The sequence below is a fragment of the Paraburkholderia sp. CNPSo 3274 genome, assembly GCF_024206475.1.
Classification (GTDB): domain Bacteria; phylum Pseudomonadota; class Gammaproteobacteria; order Burkholderiales; family Burkholderiaceae; genus Paraburkholderia.
In genome coordinates this window covers 1-17,079 of record NZ_JAMBPR010000114.1, presented here as the reverse complement: position 1 = coordinate 17,079, position 17,079 = coordinate 1, and the positions used below count along the sequence as shown (strand labels likewise).

Genomic DNA, 17,079 nt, shown 5'->3' with positions numbered 1-17,079 from the left:
CAGTCGATCGAGGTACTTCTGAAAAATAGTGCGCTGGGCGCGAGGCCCGAAGACGAAACCGGGCAGTAGTGTGCGATTGCGCACATTGTTCATGGCGCTGTCACATTAGCGGCTCTGCCGCGGTAGACGGCACGGATACGAACGTCCTCCATCGCCGCCAACCCGTAGCCAACCGTAAAGGAAACGGTGACGGCGGTACCGCAGCATCCGCGAGCCGACGTGATTGACCGAATGACAAATACACTTTGAGAGCTGCCGTCGAGGCGGCGTCGCGTCGAACGTCAGAAGTGGGTCGGAAGTGTGACTTCGCTGTTGCAGAAAGCTGCCGCTCGGCTGTTCGATGCACGGACCGTCGGCAATCCGCCACCTTGCCGACGTACAACCCAGCGTGTCCCAACGTCAGCAATGGCCGAAATTCTCGCGGTCAGCATCGGGCGGATTTCTGAGTGGACCGGCCATTCGGATGACCGCTGTGTCTCCTGAACGAACGGCAGAAGCCGGCCGAACAGCGCCCGAGGATGGGGCGGCACGATCGCTCATGGATGCTTTTTATTCAAAAGGCATGGACCGATCCTGAGGAACCTTCGTATCGGCAATCGACTTGCACGAAAGCCGTCGTTCGGCTGCTCACCTGGACTCCGTAGCCGGAGCCGTAGATGGTGTCTCCGAGTCCCTCGGCATCAGCCTCGCTGTACTCAAGATACCAGTTCGAGCGCGTGGCGCTCCATCACGGACCTCATCAACTCCATATTCGGCGGGCCGCCAGCGCCCAACACACCGGCCACCTCGCGAAAATATTCAGGCCCGATGTTGGCAGGCGAGAACACCACGAGCGCGCGAGCGGGGACATTGCCCAGATTGGAAAAGTAATGAGCGCTGCCTCGCGGCGAGAAGCAATAATCGCCCGCATTCAGGACGCGTACACAGTCGTCGACCCGGTAGGCCAGCGATCCTTCCAGGACGTGGATTGTCTCGTCAACGTCGACGTGGCGATGAGGGGGCGGGACTTTGGCGAGCGGCTGGACAACCATTTCCGCCATCGCCATATGGCCCGTGGTGTCCCGACCATCGACCAGGAAGCGCATCGACAGTTGTCCGATGGTGATCAGTTCGTCAGGCGTTGAATGCATGGCAAGACTCCACGGCGTTATGGTAAAGTCACTTTACTATATGGGCACTAAACGTCAATCCGTTTCGGCGCGGAGATTTTCCGGCGATCCAAACCCTGATGATCCGCTCATCGGGGCCCGGCTGCGCTATTGCCTTACCCAGGTAGAACAGCGCCTGATTGAGGCATTAGCCTCGGCCGGCTTTGCAGACATCCAGATTGCCCACTTCAAGATATTGCGTTTTCCTCCTCCAGAGAGCGAGCGTCCCATTGACCTGGCACAGCGCGCGGGCATGTCCAAGCAGGCGATGAACTACCTGCTGCAGCAACTTGAAGAGCTGGGTTATGTGCAGAGGGTGGCGATGGGGGAATCAGCTGCGCGCCTTGTTTCCTTGACCGAGAAGGGCTGGAAAGTGGCTGAAATACAGCGCGCCACGGTGCACCAGATCGAACGCGAATGGGAGCAGCGGATCGGCGCACAGCGCTTCCAGGCGTTTTACGCGGTGCTGAAGGAACTGGCAGCGTCGTAGATCAACGAGCGCGCGGACGAGAGCGCCTCGGTTCGATGCAAAAAGCGAATGGGTCATATGACCCGTTGCCGTCGCTCGGTCATCCGCTGTCGCGATGACCGCTCTCGAGGGGCGGATTCAACCGGTCGTTGGACCATCCGGGCGCTTACCACACCTTACCTGCCGTCATTCGCAAGTGATGCGCCTGATGTATATCGGGTTTTCACCCCAGTCGTTTGGAGTGGATGCCTACTTCCATTCATATCCATCCGGGCAAGAATGACATGACAGTCGCCGACTGGGAGTGCCGGGAGGTGCCATGCCCGTCACGGGATCGCGGAAAGACCAGGTTCCCACCGTCGAGCCACTGTACTTTAGATTTTTAGCCTCATTGTCGGTTCGCCGAGGGATCACATCATGAACAAGCTCAGGGTCACCATTCTCGCCAGTTGTGTCTCATTCGCTACCGCGGGCGCCTTCGCTGCTGATAGTCTGTCAACCGACGCGACTTCCAATGATGCGATGGGTCAGGAGACCACCGCAAAGAGCGCAACGGAATCAGACGCGATGAGCGCCGACAGCATGGCCAAAGACGGGATGAAAGAAGATGCGGTCAACCATGACGGCATGCCCGAAGATGGAACAAAGAACGTCGAGGTGAAGGAGTAGTGTCGATGCGAAGTGAAGCGCTGACACTGGACGAGAATGTCGACGTTGTAGGAGGTGGCCGTGTCGAAGGGCATCTCCCACTGTGTCGAGCAATCCTTGTCCTGCAGCTTCGCCGAGCGGACAATCGCCGGGCGCAGCGCCTGCGTGCCCCGCGCATAATTGCGGATCTGGCGCAGCAGCACCTCATCGACCTTGCGGCCATCATCGATCGTGAAGTGCGCACAAGCCGGACAGGCCAAGCACGGCCGAAGCCAGCGCGAGGCGCGTAAGCGTGGTTCTCATCGGGGGGGGCGGGTCACAGGTGGGCTGTATAGCCACCGGGCCGGAGGTGGAGGTGTGCGTCGACGTGAGCGCCGCGGCGCATCAGGTAGGGGCGGTCAGCTGGGCACGGCGCGTTTCGATATTTATCCCGCGCCGACCACATCCTATGGGCTGGCTTTTGGATCAATGTGAATTGTCAGGGCGCCGCCAGTAGTGAGTGCCGGGTTTGCCGCATCGGCCGCTTGTCCGTTAAATATAATGCTTCCGCTATCCGGAGTGACGGGATACACGCCATTGGTAGTGACGGTCGCAGGGCACACACGGTCACTGCCGGTCTGGTTAAACCAGAACAAAACGGACTGATGTGTTGTAACCTGGGTGCCACTGAAAGACTCGTTCGTCGTCTGGAGTGCGTGAGTTCCGCCGTCGGTAGTTCCCGAGGTGCCACCACCACCTCTGCCGTTGGTCCTGCCGCCTGGGTAGAAGACGCAGACAATGCTTGACTTGGCACCGCCTACCGTCAGCGACCCGATTCCGCTCGGGTCGTCCACCTCGAAGCCCACGACGAACTCTGCCTGACCGCTCAGGCTATAGGATGCCGTTGCCGAATTCAGAGGAATCTCGACAGTCCCATTCGACGCGTAGACGGTAATTCTCCACGTTATCGTTGGACTTACCTCTGGCGCCCCTGGTTGGGGTGCCGGGGGGCAGCCGCACAGGCATCCGAGAAGCAGGACACCCATTCCGAGCCGGCATAATCGCTTCATGGTCTTCTCCCATCAGCTACTTATTCCGGTCTTGCAAGCCTCGAAAGCGGACATTTGGGAGGGGGCGTTCACAGGAGCCATGGCGATGCTCACAGTCCGAAAATACCCGCGAGTTACGTAGGCAAACATGCCGCACCTGGAGCACGCCTGCCACCGTCGTTACCGTGCTTTTTGATCGTATGCACAACTGGTCGATTTGACCTCCATCACCTGATGGAGGCGGTCGAAAATCCGCGGTGGCACAGTGTGAGGGGCGATGCGTCGCTATCAAGGAGAACGTCATGGCGTATATAGCGGGCATCCTGTACTGGACGAGCGGAAATCGAGACGAGCGACAATTTCGATCTTTGGGCGTCATCTCTCGTAGTGTTGCTCGCAGACAAGTTTCCCGACCCGGCCCTGCACATCTGGAAATATGAGGCGGATCTGAAGATCCCGGCCATGTACGGCCCTGGTGGACGTGTTCCCTTAAAGCCGTTTTGCGGCACGATCGGCCTCGCCCCGGGAGAACCGGGTTTGCACAGCGTGATTCCACCACGTCGTGTCGGCGGCAACATGGATATCCGCGACATCGGCGCAGGCACAGAGCTCTGTCTCCCTGTGGAGGTGGAGGGCGCGCTATTCTCGGTGGGCGACACGCACGCCGCACAAGGTGACGGCGAGGTATGCGGGACGGCCATCGAGAGTCCAGTAGCACTAACGGCGAAATTCGACGGAATGATCGACATTCTGATGCGACAACATCACATCAGTGCAATCGATGCTTACCTGTTGTGCAGCGTTTGCGCCTACCTGCGCATCAGCGAGATCGTCGACCGGCCTAACTGGATTGTCTCCCTCTACTTCCCGCGAATCGTATTCGAGTGAGTTCTCAAAAGCGGTTCTCCGTCTCTAGTCAGCCCAAGCGGTTACGAGGGGGGCGGTACGAACGGTGCGTCCCGCGGGGCATGGCAATGTAGCGGAGAGATCCGTACCGCGCCTGCCAGGTTGAACGATTTCAGCATACGACCGGAGTACAGGCTGGACGCTACGCGCTCATAGACAATAACGCCTCGTCTCTCATATTCGCGCACGGCATCGGTCGGGTTCAGATTCGCGAAACCTACGCCGATGATCAGGTCGCGCTTCGTCAGATCGGGTTGGTCCCACGGGTCGCTTGCGGCTTTCGGTACGCGCGTGCACGCGGAAATGGGGGCTGCGCATTCGCGGATTTTCCAGGAAGTTCGATATGCTGCGGCCGCTGGTTGTGTTTGCAAGCAGGCAGGACCATACTTCCTCGTAATGCGTTCAATATCGAGGGCATTACAGGATGGCAAAACCGCCAGTCATCGCGCCACACGAGATTTGCCATGCGCTCAAAGTCGCTGCGGTGACTGGGCAAAACCCGGTCCGCGATGTTGCGCTGCTGACCGTGTTCTACGGAACAGGCCTCACCCCCAATGAAGTTGCCAAGTTACGGGTATCAGATTACCTGATCGAGGATGGGCAGATTTGCGTTGATTCGAAGCTACGGCCGGAGATTGCGTTCAACGGTAAGGCTAGGCCGCGTGTTTGGGCAAACGCCAGGATGTGCGCTGCGATCGATAGCTACTTAGCCTATCGCCTGTCTGCGTATCACGGAATTACCACGCGCCGCGCGGCGTATCGTGGCCTCGATCCGCACAGCCCGCTGTTCCTGACGGGCGAGGGAGAGCCGATTGCGTTCACGAAACGAGTCACCGGCACTGGTGCGATCAGCTATTCTTGCGAGACGCTGACTGAGATCGTCCGGCGCCTGCATCAACAGGCTGGGATCGAGAATGGGAATGCCAGTGCTGCAAGCCGAACGTTTGCTGTACGACTCCATCGCGATGGCCGTTCGTTGAAGCTCATTCAGGAGTTGATTGGAGTTTCGAGTCTTACTGCCGTTAAGAATCTGGTAGAGGGCGACCCTGTCAGGCTGTCGGCGATCGTAAGCGGCGTTATCTGATGGCGTGAATTCGTGACAGCGGTACCCCGGAGTGGGGAGGCTACGAGCAACTTCTTCGGTCTAGCGCGACCTAGTCTTGCCTAACGTGTCAGCGTGCCCAGGAAGCGCTGAATATGTGGATTGCGCCACCAGAAGTAGCTGCAGCATCGCTTTCAAACACGTACTCCCATGGAGATGCTTTCTTTATGGCAGACACGCACACCTATCTCGTGAACTATGATCCGTCGACGATTGCCGGTGCAATTCTTTGGGGAGTCGTGGCTGGTATTTTCACCACTGCCATACTGATGTTGTCCGGCCAGCTGTTTCAAAGGATTGTCTTGCCATCGTACTTGGGCTTGATTTATAACGGTGTCGACTTACGAGGCAAGTGGATTGCGCAGAAAACGTTCAACGGTGGCATTACGTACCACTACGTCTTGATCCTGAAACAGAATGCACATAGCCTGAAAGGCTCAATGACGATTGCGAAGATGAACTCACAACCTGGGCCCCCGGGCGGGTATTTGGGAGACTACGTGCAGGGATTCGAAGCCAGCGGTGTAACTTGGGAGGGATTTGTGACACTCAACATGAGCAGCGACGATCGTCGGAGTCTGTCGTTTGTCACGACGCTTCTTCAAGTGCGTAATCGCGGACAATCCCTTGTCGGGCACATGGCATATCGCAGCTCCGTCGTCGACAAAGTCGACAGCGAAGAAATGACGTGGACGCGCGGCTAACCCTTGTGACTCTCTGTCAGAGTCGGCATGAAATGAGGAAGAATGCAAGGAGAAGGCGAGAATGGATCGCACGACTTTATCGCGGCTGCGTCAATCTATTGACGACCTCGAACGCTTATCAATGACTCTTCCGCAAGAGAGTGAGCGATTCATATTTCTCGCTCGGATCATCCATCAGTTGCGGATCCTTCAGGATACGGTGATCGCTGGGGATGCCCGCGAAACTGTGTTTGTGTGTTCAGAGCAGATTGCGTCGACTGGCCGTTCGCGTGAGACGTTCGTGCGTGTTGCTGGCCTCGTCCTGTTTGCCCAGACCCTTGATATCCTGACGGCGCTACAGAGGGAGGCGCACGTATTTGCCGCCATTCAGCCGCAACATCATGGCCCTCGCAAGATGATTCACGGGTAATCAACGCGCTCCCAACGGAAAACGAGAAGAAAGATGAAGGCATCGCTTGTTGGCGCAGTTTTGCTCGCCTCAGTCTTGAGTGCAGGTCCCGCGCTGGCTGAGCAACCGGTAGAGTCGAGGCAGAAACCGTCGCACGAGGCAGCTTGGTGGTCTCGTGGCGTGGTCCTCGAACGAAGGGCTGCTGACAGCACTTGGGCTATTCGATGGTTTGATGATCTGACAGTGCGCGGGGCCTCGAAGGCCTACGCGGGAAATGAGAAGGATGAGCCGCTCGTCGAGATTGCTGCGCTTCGCTCCGAGGATGACGCCATTGCCTCGCGCGCGATCACCGTCAGCTGCTTGGGCAATTACGAAAGGCGGGTCATCGTAGCAGCCGATGTTGTTGATGGGAACGATCTAAAGCAGGTCTGGATGCAGCAGTTCAGATGCGGCGATAGCGAATGGCGAGTGAGAACCGCCAATGCGACCAGATTGCCGTCGACCGATCACTGATAGCGGAAAATGGAGCCCCGCGGAGCACAGGGAAATCGCAATGCGGTGGGCGAACGGTAAGACGTGACTACATGGAAAGCGACACCATGGACTCGCAAGACACTCGAATCGCGGAAAGGATCGTGCTCTGCAAGCGGGAACGCAGAGCGTATGAAATCTGGCTTGAGACTCTGACACCGCTGAATTTCCTGCTCGTCGGCGTTGGTGGCGTGATGTCCCTGGTCGCTGGGCTGTCCATCGTCACAAAGGCCGGCGTCGATCCAAAGATCGCTGGCTGGGTAGCTATTGTCGGCGCGCTGCTAACTGGTTTGCACAGCCGGCTTAAATGTGATCCTCATCAAAAGGAATGCGTCCGGTTGTCCAACCAGTTCGCCGAGCTGCAAATCGAATACGAACGCCTTCAGGTTGACACAGACGCAAGCAGAAGAACCGCGCAGCTACTGGCACTCGAACATAGGTTGGCTACGATTAGAGGTACAGGGGAAGCACGGCCAAGCAAAAGAAGTATTGCCCAGGCAGAAAGAGAAATCGAGGGTACTAAGCAGTCGGCGTGATGCGAAGGAAAACGGGGGAGGAGTAGATCATGGCAATCGTCAACGTGCGTGTACGACGCGGCCCCCTCTCCGGTAGAGCCGAAGACGGTGCGAGGCTCAACATTGTCACGGGTGTCTATCAAGTCGATCACGAGGACGATATGCTCGTGTTCGCCGGTGCCGATAAGCGAACCGGTGGAAGCATCACGGTCGACCTTCGGGACTACCCTGAGATCGGATCATTCCCGGATTCGATCGAGCCGAATTCTCAGATCGAGCTGGCGTAACCACGGAAATCGGGAAGTGACCGGGGTTGCATGGATCCTTGCAACGCCTGGAGCCGCGGTAAGGAGGCTCAATGCACACGAACGATATACTCCAGTTCCTGCCGCTTGTGATTCTGCTGTTGGTGGTCGTTGCGGTTGTGCTTCGACATAGGGGAGAAGCTCAATTCTCCTACGAGCCTTGCGACATTCTCACGCCGAACGAGGCCGAATTTTTCGGCCGCCTGCGCGCAGCACTTCCGGATCACTACGTGTTCCCACAGGTCGCCATGAGCGCGATCATTGCGCCTAAAGGTTACGCTAGGAACAGGAGAGCGGCCTTTAACAGGATCGCGCAAAAACGTGTTGATTTTGTGATCTGCACGGACCGCCTGCAGCTGCTCGTGCTCGTCGAGCTCGATGTTCGCTACGTTCGGCAGCTTGCCTCGTGCTCTATTGCGCCCCTGTCGAATCGATCAGTTCGTCCGCCTCGCGATTCAATTCTTCAGCTTCAGCCGAACGTTGCGTGTGGGTTAGCAGCGCGCTGAGATTTCGCAAGGTGCGTGCTTCATCCTGCCGCCAGGCCGACGGATCATCTTGTGCGAGTTTGCGGTACAGATCGAGCGCACGGCGCCACGCGTCTTCCGCGTCGCGCGGCCTGCCCGTGTGGCTGTAGAGCACGCCCAGATTGTTCAGTATCCGCGCCTCGTCAGGCTGGTACGTCGATGGCATATTTCGCGAGAGGGTATGATCGATTTGCAGCGCTTGCTGATACGCCTGCACCGCTTTGGCCGGCTGCCGCTCGAGGCGGTACAGCACGCCAAGATTACCCAAAGTACGCGCCAGGTCGGGCTGGTAAAGCGCAGGGCTTTCGCGGGCGAGTTGCTGGCGGATCTCCAGCGCCTCGCGGTAAGCGCGCTCGGCTTCTGTCAGCCGCCCGATTGCGCTGTAGAGGTTGCCGAGGTTGTTCAGCGTGCGTGCAAGCGCCGGACGCCAGGCCGCGGGATTGTCGTGTACAAGTTCGCGCTGGATGCCGAGCGCTTCGCGATAGGCGAGTTCCGCATCGCGCGTGCGCTGTGTTGCATTGTAGAGAATGCCGAGATCGTTGAGCGTCGACGCGACCGCGGGCCGGTACATGGCCGGGTCCTGTCGGGCCAGTGCGCGGTCGAGGGCGAGGGCTTCGTGCCACGCGTCTGCCGCATCCTGAAGACGTTGCGTGTCGCGATACAACGTTGCGAGGCTGTCGATGGTGTCAGCCGCTGCAGGACTATATGCAGAAGGATTTACATGCGCCAGCGCCCAGTAGATTTCGAGCGCGTGCAGCCACGCGTCTTCGGCTTCCTTGTGCTGCTGCCGCATCACATACAGACCGCCGAGTTTGCCGAGGGTGAGCGCGATGGACGGCTGCCATATAGCAGGCTTCTGTTGCGCAAGCGTGCGATACCGGATCAGCAGGGCCTGATACACCGGCTCCGCGCGCTCGGGCTCGTGCTGAACGAGCAACGTGTCGGCGAATGCGGTGGCGATGCCCATGTCGTCGGGTTGCAGCGCATGGGCCTTCTCCAGGTACGGCAGCGCGTTCCATGGCGTGAAGCGAAGCAGTTCGACGACCGCCGCTTCGTAGTTGAGCGCCGCTGGTAGCTGGGCGGCTGCGGGTGCTTTGGCATTGAGCCGCATGAGTAGCGCAGATGCTTCATCCAGGTCGAGGCGCCTCGCGGCTTCCCCGAGCTGCAGCTCGATCGGATCCGCACTGCGTGTGATCGACAATCTGCGCAGCAGATCTTCATAACGTGTGTTCCATTTCGACGCTTCGGCTCTGGCGTCGAAATCGGTGCGCGTCCTGATCTGCGACGCGAGGCTTTCGAGGATCAGCTCGAAGTTCATGAGCGCGACTGCGCTTCTGGGTTCGTCGTGATTTGCCAGCGAGACGACCGCGTGCAGCATCACGTTGGCCGCTGTCGCAAGCGCAACACGTTGTGCTGCGGAGAGCCCGTCGCTCTTCACCGCGCGGTTCAGGCGTTCAGTGAGGCGCACGAGCGCCGGCGCGGAGACAGTGCAGCGGGTCCGGATTTCAAGTCCCTTCTGGACGTCGACTTCGGAGAACGACGGCAAACACGCATCGGCCAACCCCGCAGCGGCGCATGCCGTGGACAGCGCGGTTATTGCGATGCCGCACAGAATCTTGCCTGAACTCATTTCCGGGCAGCTTTGCAGGGTTACTGGTAAGGCGTTGCGCGACGCATTGCTTCGCCTGGGACTCCGCAATGCCATCGCGTGTGCTTATTCTATTGAGAACGGTTGAGCCATTTTAAGCAGCACTTTACATGCGAACTTCGCTCGCCTCGAGATCCTTGCGATGACACAGCCCTTGACGGAGTCGATTTCGTATAAGCGACTGCATTCGATGAACGGCGTAGGTCAGCAAAGTTGTTCTCATACCGCCGGCTTCCTTCATCAAACTGCGGCTAGCGCCGCCCGCTACGCCCCCATACATAGCGCACCCACCGCTGCCACCGGCTTCGCGGCGGCGTTTGCGAGTTGTGCGCAGACTGCGCTTCGCGGTCGCGCTGGACGGACTTCTGCACCTGTTCGTGGATCTGCCGCAAAGTCATGCCGCCAGGGCCCTTGAGTTTGTCGGGATCGGGAGCAGGATCGCAATGGGGATCGTCTGTCATGAAGGTCGCCCGTTTGTGATGAGACGACTTGATCTTGATACAGATGCGTAGTGCCAGCAAGCTGGACGTGGATTGCCGGCCGGCGCGGACTCCGACAGGCCTTGCCGGCGCGCCGTTCGTGAAGTAGATTTTTTCAATGAGGTCCGAGGCTGGGGAACTGCCATGGAACTGAGCGTGGAACGTGTCGATGTTTGGGTAGCTACGATCGACGACAAACCGGGCGGGCTTGCGAAGGTATTAAGCGTGTTGCGGGATGCGGGTGTCGATTTGCAGTTCATTGTGGCCCGCCGCGCGCCGGAGGCGTCGGGTAAGGGGGTCGTGTTTGTCGCTCCGATAGAGGGAGACAGTGCGATCCGCGCCGCCACAAAGGTGGGGTTCAGCGTCACCCCTAGCCTTCACTCCATCCGGGTAATGGGTCTGGACCAGTTGGGTGTCATCGCACAACTGACCTCGATGTTGGCGGATGGGGGGATCAACCTCCGCGGGGTCTCGGCCGCTGTACTTGGCACGCAGTTCGTTGCCTATCTCGCCGTCGACTCGTTGGGCGATGCCGAAGACGCGATCGACATCCTGCAAAGGGCCTGAAGCGATAAGGCCGCGCAGCCGGGTAATTCAGCCTGATTTCCTTCTGGTCACTTCCGATCGTCGGAACGCCCGGCACCGAGCGCCTCGAGCAACGGCCGGAGGGCATCCAGTTCCGCGCCGAAGCCGCTCCAGTCTCCCGCCTTCAGTCGCTCGATGGCGCGGTCATAGTGGGCAAGTGCCTCTCTTGCGCGGGTGTCCGCTGTGCCTCGGGATGGCGGTGCCCCTTGTGCGGGCTCATTGAAAAGCGCCGCCAGGGCCTCACCCAGGCTGTTCTCCATCACCACACGGTCACCATAAGCGGCAATCACCCGCTTCAACTCCGGTAACTGACCGGCCGCCGCGCGCAAATAGAGCGGAGAAACGTAGAGGATCGAGTTCTCGATCGGCACGACCACAAGATGGCCGCGAATGACGCGTGAGCCCATCTGGTTCCACAGCGAGATCTGCTGCGAGATCTCGGTATTCTGCTGAATACGCGCTTCGATCTGAAACGGCCCATAAACCAGCTTGTCCTTGGGAAAGGTATACACGATGAGCTTGCCGTACCCGGACGGATCGCAACGCGCCGCCAGCCAGGCAATCATGTTCTCCCGCTGGCTCGGCACCATCGGCAGCATGAGGATGAACTCGGCACTTGCATCGCCGGGGAGTCGCATGATCGTGTAGTACGGCGGCATCGTGCTGGCAGTGCTCCCCCCATCCATACCGACCAGTTCCTGGGGAAACTGCCACAGATCCTCGCGGTTGTAGAACACCTCCGGCGCATCCATGTGATAGGCACGGTAGAGCTGCGCCTGGATCAGGAACAGCTCTTCGGGGTAGCGGATATGACGCCGGAGCTCCGGTGGCATCATGTCCAAAGGCTTGAACAAACCCGGGAAGGTGCGCTCGTATGTGCGCAGCAGCGGATCGGCGGGATCGCTGACGTAGAAATCGACCGTGCCGTTGTACGCGTCGACCACGATCTTGACCGCGTTCCGGATGTAATTGGCGCCACCGCCGAAACCCGGCCGGGAGTAAGGAAACCACTGGCTGACGGTATAGGCATCCTGTATCCAGAACAAGCGCCCATTGCTTGCAACGACATAGGGATCATGGTCGAGATTCAGGAACGGCGCGATAGTACGTACGCGGTCCTGAATGTTGCGGTGGAGCAGGATCCGGCTCTGGTCCGTGATATAGCCGCTCAACAGGATGTTGGGATCGTCAAGTTGCCAGCCGAAGAGACTGCGTCGCGCGACACTGCCGATGTTGACGCCGTCGCGCCCGCTGTACGCCGTGTAGGTATTGGTCGGCCTGTTGGGATAGTCGAATTCAGCGACACTGCCGTTCACGATGACATAGTCCTGCCGGCCTTCACTGAAATAAAGACGTGGTTCGCGAATGGCCGGGGCGCCGTTGGAGACGGGCGGAATATCCCGCAGATAGAAGAAGGGTAAGCCTTCGGTGGACTTCTCTGTGACTGGCGACATCACGACGCCGATGCCGTGAGTAAAGATAAGGTGCAGGTTCACCCAGGTTTGGGCGTTGGGCGGAAGCATCGCCGGGTCCAGCTCACGCGCCGACAGCATGATCTGCCTGTATCCGGTGTCAAGCTGATAGCGGTCGATGTCCACCGAAACAAATTTGTAGTAAGTCCTGATCTCCTGCAACTGTGCATAAGTATCCATCAGCGGTTGCACATCCCATAGCCGGATGTTGTCGATGGTCGCCCGATTGGCCTGCAGCGAGTCGAGAGTCAGTCCCTGCTCGGGATCAAACGGTTTAACCTCGATTTTTGCGAGGCCGTAAGCCTCACGCGTTAGCGCGATAGTGTGCTCGATATAGGGTGTTTCCAGTTCCAGCTCGCTCGGTTTGACATAGAAGCGCTGAAACAGCGCAGGATAGATCACAGCGAATACAAGCGAACTGCCGAATACGAGCAGCGTGAGAACGGCAGGCTGCAGGAAGCTACGCCGGCGCATGTTGATCAAAAGGGCAACGGATGACGACGCGGCAAGACCGACAAGCATCCACAGGACCGGCAACTCGACGTGGACGTCGGTATAGCTGGCGCCAACCACGACGCCATTGTCGCCATAGAGCAGCAAAAAGCGGTCGAGCCACCACGACCAGGCCTTTACCGCAAAGAACAAGGCGAGCAGTGCCGAACCATGAGTGATGACGGCGGCCGAGAGCGCCCGTGCTGACCGCTCAGGCGCGATGTCACCGCGCAACCCGTAGACAGCACCTGCCACGATCGCGCTGCAGAAGACCAGCCGCAGCAGCCAATTCTTGAGCGCGACATACGCGGGAAGCGAGAAGAGATAAAAGCCGATGTCCCTCTCGAAGATCGGATCGCGCTCGCCAACAGGCACCTGATAAATGAAGCGAAGCGCAATGTCCCAGTTCGAGATTTCGCTGGCGGCGATAAGCAGCCCCAGAACGACCGCTGCGCAAGCAATACTGAAGCGCCAGGGAACGTACGGCGCGACCAGTTCGGCCAGATCGCCGGTGACCTCCGTCGCGCCCGAGGGACCGGCTGTTTCCGCTCGCAGGATTTCGACACCCCTCGCGTAACGATGCGCCAAAATCCCCGACAGCCAGATCGCGCACGCCGAGACCGCGAACACCGCGGCAAACAGCAACGCTCTCGCGCAAAGCAGGGTCCAGAAAACGCCACCGTAGCCGATGGAAGAGAACCACAGCCAGTCGACCAGGATGCCGGTGATGCGCCCGACGACAATCAGGCCGGCGATGACGGAAATCGCCGTGATTGCATATCGTCTCAGACGCACTCCGGACTTCACTTCCGACCGCATAGTCCCTCCTGCGCTGGCCGTCGCCCCACCTGCTGCGATCGGATCAATCGCGCAATGCCGATCTGCCGGGAGCGCGGCCGAACGGCCTGCCAATGCGGCCCGAGTTCGCATGGAGCAGGCTCAGACCGGTTGAATGGTTGAATGGTTGAATGATTGTAGTTCGGTGTGGCTTTTGACATCGACACCACCGGTAAGCGGCTACTCGTCCAGCGCCGGATGCATCGGACCCCGCTGACGTGCCTGGAGATGGTTGCCACTCTGCTGTTCCTCGTTGTCGCCGGTGACGGTGTTCTGACGAACACGGTACGGCGCCAATGGCATCACGCGTGCTTCAGCCTGCTCACGGGGGAAGCGGTGCGGGCTCCGGCTCTGAGCCCTGTCGCGTGCTGGTCCACGGAGGTTCGGGGCGACAAGGTTGTCGTGCCGCACAAAAAAGCACCACCCGCCGCTTCTGTGTCCGCGCCGGCCGGAGCACCACAAAAGATCGTTATCGTTGGCGCTGGTGCTGCGGGTTTTGCCGCGGCTGAGCGTCCGCGGCGCCTCGGCTACGCGGGCAGTCTCACCATGCTGAGCGACGACGAGGCGCCGCCAGTCGACCGGCCAAATCTTTCTATAGACTATTTGGCCGGCAGTGCGCCTGAGGAGTGGCTGCCGCTTCGAGACGACGCTTTCTATGCAGATCAATACATTGATCTGCGGTTGAAGGCCGGCGTCGTACGCCTTCACGTCGCGCGCAGGAAGTGGAGCTAGCGGATGGGAGCAAGGTACCCTATGACCGCTTACTGCTAGCCACGGGAGCCGAAGCGGTCCGCTTGCCGATTCCAGGCGTGGATTTGCCGCATGTGCATACCCTTCGCACTCTGGCCGACTGCCGCGCCATCATCGCACGTGCTGCGAGCGCGCGACGCGCGGTCGTAATGGGGGATTGTGTCGTCCGCTACAAGCAAGACGGACGTGTCGTCGCCGTGGCCACGATCTATCTCGACGTAGAAAGTCTGCGGACGGAAGTCGAGATGGAGCGCACCCTACCTTGACGCCAGGCCGGGAGCAAAACGCGCATGTCGGCGTACGTATTGCTCGCGCGTGAGCTATTCTTAAAAGATCGCAAGCGTTTGTCCCTTTTCAGGTATTCGACAGGAGGTGTGCCATGTCGATATCGCCAACCCTGCAGGAGTGCCTGCGCAGCAAGGGTTCCCGTTACGAAGTCGTGCGTCACCCATACAGCCACTCGAGTGTCGAAACGGCTGCTGCGGCGCACATTCCCGGTGACCGTCTCGCCAAGACCGTGCTCCTTGAAGACGATCACGGCTATGTGGCCGCCGTGCTGCCTTCAACTTACGCCGTACAACTTTCCGAACTCTGGAACAAGACAGGGCGCCGGCTCGCCCTGGCCACGGAAGTCGAACTACGCGAATTGTTCAAGGACTGCGATGCGGGAGCGCTGCCGCCGATTTGTATGGCGTATGGCATGAAAACCTACCTGGAATCCAGCCTGGCAGGCCAGCCAGACGTCTACTTCGAGGCGGGCGATCACGAAGAACTGATTCATATGGAAACGGATCAGTTCCTCACGCTGATGGACGACGCGGAGCGCGCGCATTTCGCACGGCGGATGCGAGGGTTGGGCGGCCGGGCCTGAGGCGGGGCCTGTGATGCCGGGCTGGCATCAGGTAAATATCGATTAAAAATCGTTCGTTATGCAGATCAATCCATCAACAGGAAACGGTAGCCGGTTCTTTGTCCTGGAGCATGGGCGACGGATAGGGGAGTCTGCTCGTCCAGCAACGCGAGCAGGTGGTCTGGGCCCGCACCAGTGTGCGGAAACCGAGGCGCGTCTACATCCGGTTCCGTCTCCTTGTCGTCAATGAAACTCTGCTTTTCCCGGAAGGGTTTCGATTCGCAATACGGCCGGATTCCCAGTCCGATTCTGCCGGATGGTCGCATCGTGCCGCTCCCGATTCCCGCGGCACACGACGACCTCACGATGAAAGACGTTGATCTCGAGGGCGTGGATTTGGAGGGGCTACTCTCCGACTTGTCGCGGGGGCGGTTATCCATAGCGACTCACGTACACCTGGATCCTGATCTCGATCGTGCAGCAGATCACCGCCTGCCGGGGTGGCGACCTGCGCTTGGACAGACAGGTTCTGCGCAGGGACATCTCGCCCGTCAACGATTCGGTGTGGGGGATATATTTCTGTTTTTCGGCTGGTTCAGGCGTGTCGAGCGAACCAGGGACCGCTGGCGATATGCACCTTTGGCGCCGAACCTGCACGTGATATTTGGTTGGCTTGAGGTCGCAGAAGTGTTGCCAATAGTCACCCAGCGTGCGGAGTGCCTGAGCCGGCACCCATGGATCGCTGCCCATCCTCATGTGGCGAAGCCAGACCACTACAACAGCCCACTCAACCACCTGTACATAGCCGGGACGGCGTCACGTTACGCGCCCCATTCAGTGTTCGCGGCGGGGCGATTCACCAAGTTCAACGATCTTCTTCGTCTCTCGGCAGAAGGCTACACCCGAACTGTATGGCGTCTGCCTGGATGGTTCATGCCGGGAAACGCGCGACCGCCGTTGTCATATCATCCAGAAGGGGATTGCTGGGTACGCGATGACGAGTGCGTCCTGTTACGCTCAGCAGCAAAGGGGCAAGAATTTGTGCTTGATGCCGAATATTATCCTGAGGCTCAATCCTGGTTGAGGACCCTACTGGCGGAGGCCGTATGATGCTGCACTTCAATGCAACAGGTTGTCCACCGGGATTGCACGGCTTTTTCGCGGTAAGGGTCGTGACCAAACGCGGGCACACACTTCTTCGACACCACCACAGGTGAGCGGCCGCTGCTCCGCGGGTAGCGCGAGCATGTCGAGAGGGCGAGGCGTGACGAGGCCGGTTTCCATGCGAGGTTGTGTGGCTTCCGGATCCCGCAGAATCAGCAATTTTTGCGCCGCGCCGCCCAAGGCGAAGCGTTGTCGCTCAAAGAAACGTAATAGCCAACTGATGTCGTGTGTGGGAATGGCACAATCGCAGACCCGAATCCGGAATTCCGGATGGTTAAGCAGTTTGTGGACTTGCCCCTGCATGACCGGACACGCGGTCACGCTTCGGTTGGTGAAGTTGCGCGCTGGCGGAATTCGCGTGGCGAGCAGTATTTCAAGGCGCTGTGCGGATGCGATTCGTTGTAGTGGTCAAACGCGATAGCCAGGTTTTGCAGTGCGGTTCTGACATCAGGCTTGGGCATCCATGAGACGTAGTCACGCTTTATCGTTTTGACGAAGCTTTCGGCCATCCCGTTGCTCTGCGGACTTCTCACA

21 protein-coding genes and 1 pseudogene are annotated in these 17,079 nt (G+C 59.1%); 15 read left to right on the top strand and 7 right to left on the bottom strand.

Going from position 1 to position 17,079, the window contains the following annotated elements:
* Positions 1 to 695: 695 nt before the first annotated feature.
* On the bottom strand, positions 696 to 1,130 hold the full coding sequence (locus tag M3I54_RS40510; protein ID WP_254345681.1) for a cupin domain-containing protein: 435 nt from the start codon (positions 1,128 to 1,130) through the stop codon (positions 696 to 698).
* Here M3I54_RS40510 and M3I54_RS40505 point away from each other — a divergent pair.
* The 3 genes from M3I54_RS40505 (at position 1,129) to M3I54_RS40495 (ending at position 4,181) form a co-directional block, all read left to right on the top strand.
* Positions 1,129 to 1,638 (top strand): MarR family winged helix-turn-helix transcriptional regulator, encoded by a 510-nt coding sequence (locus tag M3I54_RS40505; protein WP_254345680.1) that lies wholly within the window; start codon positions 1,129 to 1,131, stop codon positions 1,636 to 1,638. The two genes, M3I54_RS40510 and M3I54_RS40505, sit on opposite strands and share 2 nt — an antisense overlap.
* Before the next feature lie 396 nt (positions 1,639 to 2,034).
* The gene (locus M3I54_RS45555; protein ID WP_375542299.1) at positions 2,035 to 2,286 is read left to right on the top strand and encodes a pentapeptide MXKDX repeat protein; all 252 of its coding nucleotides are present in this window, start codon (positions 2,035 to 2,037) and stop codon (positions 2,284 to 2,286) included.
* A 1,394-nt stretch (positions 2,287 to 3,680) separates the two neighbouring features.
* Positions 3,681 to 4,181: an acetamidase/formamidase family protein gene (locus M3I54_RS40495; RefSeq protein WP_254345678.1), complete on the top strand. Its 501-nt coding sequence runs from the start codon at positions 3,681 to 3,683 to the stop codon at positions 4,179 to 4,181.
* 41 nt (positions 4,182 to 4,222) lie between these two features.
* Here M3I54_RS40495 and M3I54_RS40490 read toward each other — a convergent pair.
* Positions 4,223 to 4,462, bottom strand: a pseudogene (locus tag M3I54_RS40490) (hypothetical protein); the annotation flags it as partial.
* Between the two features lie 161 nt (positions 4,463 to 4,623).
* Here M3I54_RS40490 and M3I54_RS40485 point away from each other — a divergent pair.
* The 7 genes from M3I54_RS40485 (at position 4,624) to M3I54_RS45550 (ending at position 8,250) form a co-directional block, all read left to right on the top strand.
* Entirely contained in the window at positions 4,624 to 5,283 is a 660-nt protein-coding gene (locus tag M3I54_RS40485) for a tyrosine-type recombinase/integrase (RefSeq protein WP_254345677.1), read from the top strand.
* A gap of 185 nt (positions 5,284 to 5,468) precedes the next feature.
* A complete protein-coding gene (locus M3I54_RS40480; protein ID WP_254345676.1) occupies positions 5,469 to 6,005 on the top strand; it encodes a hypothetical protein in 537 nt (178 codons plus the stop codon).
* Between the two features lie 61 nt (positions 6,006 to 6,066).
* Positions 6,067 to 6,414, top strand: coding sequence for a hypothetical protein (locus M3I54_RS40475; protein WP_254345675.1), 348 nt, complete (start codon positions 6,067 to 6,069; stop codon positions 6,412 to 6,414).
* A gap of 33 nt (positions 6,415 to 6,447) precedes the next feature.
* Positions 6,448 to 6,906, top strand: a complete 459-nt coding sequence (locus M3I54_RS40470) for a hypothetical protein (protein ID WP_254345674.1) — start codon at positions 6,448 to 6,450, stop codon at positions 6,904 to 6,906.
* Between the two features lie 71 nt (positions 6,907 to 6,977).
* Positions 6,978 to 7,460 (top strand): hypothetical protein, encoded by a 483-nt coding sequence (locus M3I54_RS40465; RefSeq protein ID WP_254345673.1) that lies wholly within the window; start codon positions 6,978 to 6,980, stop codon positions 7,458 to 7,460.
* 29 nt (positions 7,461 to 7,489) lie between these two features.
* Positions 7,490 to 7,726 carry a hypothetical protein gene (locus M3I54_RS40460; RefSeq protein ID WP_254345672.1) on the top strand — a complete coding sequence of 79 codons (237 nt, stop codon included), beginning with the start codon at positions 7,490 to 7,492 and terminating at the stop codon, positions 7,724 to 7,726.
* A gap of 71 nt (positions 7,727 to 7,797) precedes the next feature.
* The gene (locus M3I54_RS45550; protein WP_375542298.1) at positions 7,798 to 8,250 is read left to right on the top strand and encodes a DUF2726 domain-containing protein; all 453 of its coding nucleotides are present in this window, start codon (positions 7,798 to 7,800) and stop codon (positions 8,248 to 8,250) included.
* Here the strand turns inward: M3I54_RS45550 and M3I54_RS40455 are convergent.
* Both M3I54_RS40455 and M3I54_RS40450 read right to left on the bottom strand, forming a co-directional pair.
* Positions 8,156 to 9,898, bottom strand: coding sequence for a tetratricopeptide repeat protein (locus M3I54_RS40455; RefSeq protein WP_254345671.1), 1,743 nt, complete (start codon positions 9,896 to 9,898; stop codon positions 8,156 to 8,158). The genes M3I54_RS45550 and M3I54_RS40455 overlap by 95 nt on opposite strands.
* A 269-nt stretch (positions 9,899 to 10,167) precedes the next feature.
* Positions 10,168 to 10,377: a hypothetical protein gene (locus M3I54_RS40450; RefSeq protein WP_254345670.1), complete on the bottom strand. Its 210-nt coding sequence runs from the start codon at positions 10,375 to 10,377 to the stop codon at positions 10,168 to 10,170.
* A 162-nt stretch (positions 10,378 to 10,539) separates the two neighbouring features.
* Between M3I54_RS40450 and M3I54_RS40445 the strand changes: the two genes are divergently transcribed.
* Entirely contained in the window at positions 10,540 to 10,962 is a 423-nt protein-coding gene (locus M3I54_RS40445) for an ACT domain-containing protein (RefSeq protein ID WP_254345669.1), read from the top strand.
* Positions 10,963 to 11,009: 47 nt separating this feature from the next.
* On the opposite strand, the gene M3I54_RS40440 is transcribed toward M3I54_RS40445, so the two are convergent.
* Positions 11,010 to 13,763 carry a UPF0182 family protein gene (locus M3I54_RS40440; protein ID WP_254345668.1) on the bottom strand — a complete coding sequence of 918 codons (2,754 nt, stop codon included), beginning with the start codon at positions 13,761 to 13,763 and terminating at the stop codon, positions 11,010 to 11,012.
* 165 nt (positions 13,764 to 13,928) lie between these two features.
* On the opposite strand from M3I54_RS40440, the gene M3I54_RS40435 reads away from it, so the two are divergent.
* The 4 genes from M3I54_RS40435 to M3I54_RS40425 all read left to right on the top strand — a co-directional run bounded on the left by M3I54_RS40435 (position 13,929) and on the right by M3I54_RS40425 (position 16,491).
* On the top strand, positions 13,929 to 14,513 hold the full coding sequence (locus tag M3I54_RS40435; protein WP_254345667.1) for an FAD-dependent oxidoreductase: 585 nt from the start codon (positions 13,929 to 13,931) through the stop codon (positions 14,511 to 14,513).
* Entirely contained in the window at positions 14,504 to 14,797 is a 294-nt protein-coding gene (locus M3I54_RS45545; protein WP_375542297.1) for an FAD-dependent oxidoreductase, read from the top strand. Before M3I54_RS40435 ends, M3I54_RS45545 begins: the two co-directional genes overlap by 10 nt.
* 113 nt (positions 14,798 to 14,910) lie before the next feature.
* The gene (locus M3I54_RS40430) at positions 14,911 to 15,402 is read left to right on the top strand and encodes an aminoacyl-tRNA deacylase (protein ID WP_133184910.1); all 492 of its coding nucleotides are present in this window, start codon (positions 14,911 to 14,913) and stop codon (positions 15,400 to 15,402) included.
* Between the two features lie 225 nt (positions 15,403 to 15,627).
* Positions 15,628 to 16,491, top strand: coding sequence for a hypothetical protein (locus tag M3I54_RS40425; protein WP_254345682.1), 864 nt, complete (start codon positions 15,628 to 15,630; stop codon positions 16,489 to 16,491).
* A gap of 9 nt (positions 16,492 to 16,500) precedes the next feature.
* On the opposite strand, the gene M3I54_RS40420 is transcribed toward M3I54_RS40425, so the two are convergent.
* Complete coding sequence (locus M3I54_RS40420; RefSeq protein ID WP_254345666.1) at positions 16,501 to 16,848, bottom strand: hypothetical protein; 348 nt, start codon at positions 16,846 to 16,848, stop codon at positions 16,501 to 16,503.
* Positions 16,849 to 16,862: 14 nt separating this feature from the next.
* Positions 16,863 to 17,079, bottom strand: a 217-nt coding sequence (locus M3I54_RS40415; RefSeq protein ID WP_254342964.1) for an integrase core domain-containing protein, incomplete at its 5' end; no start/stop codon positions are given.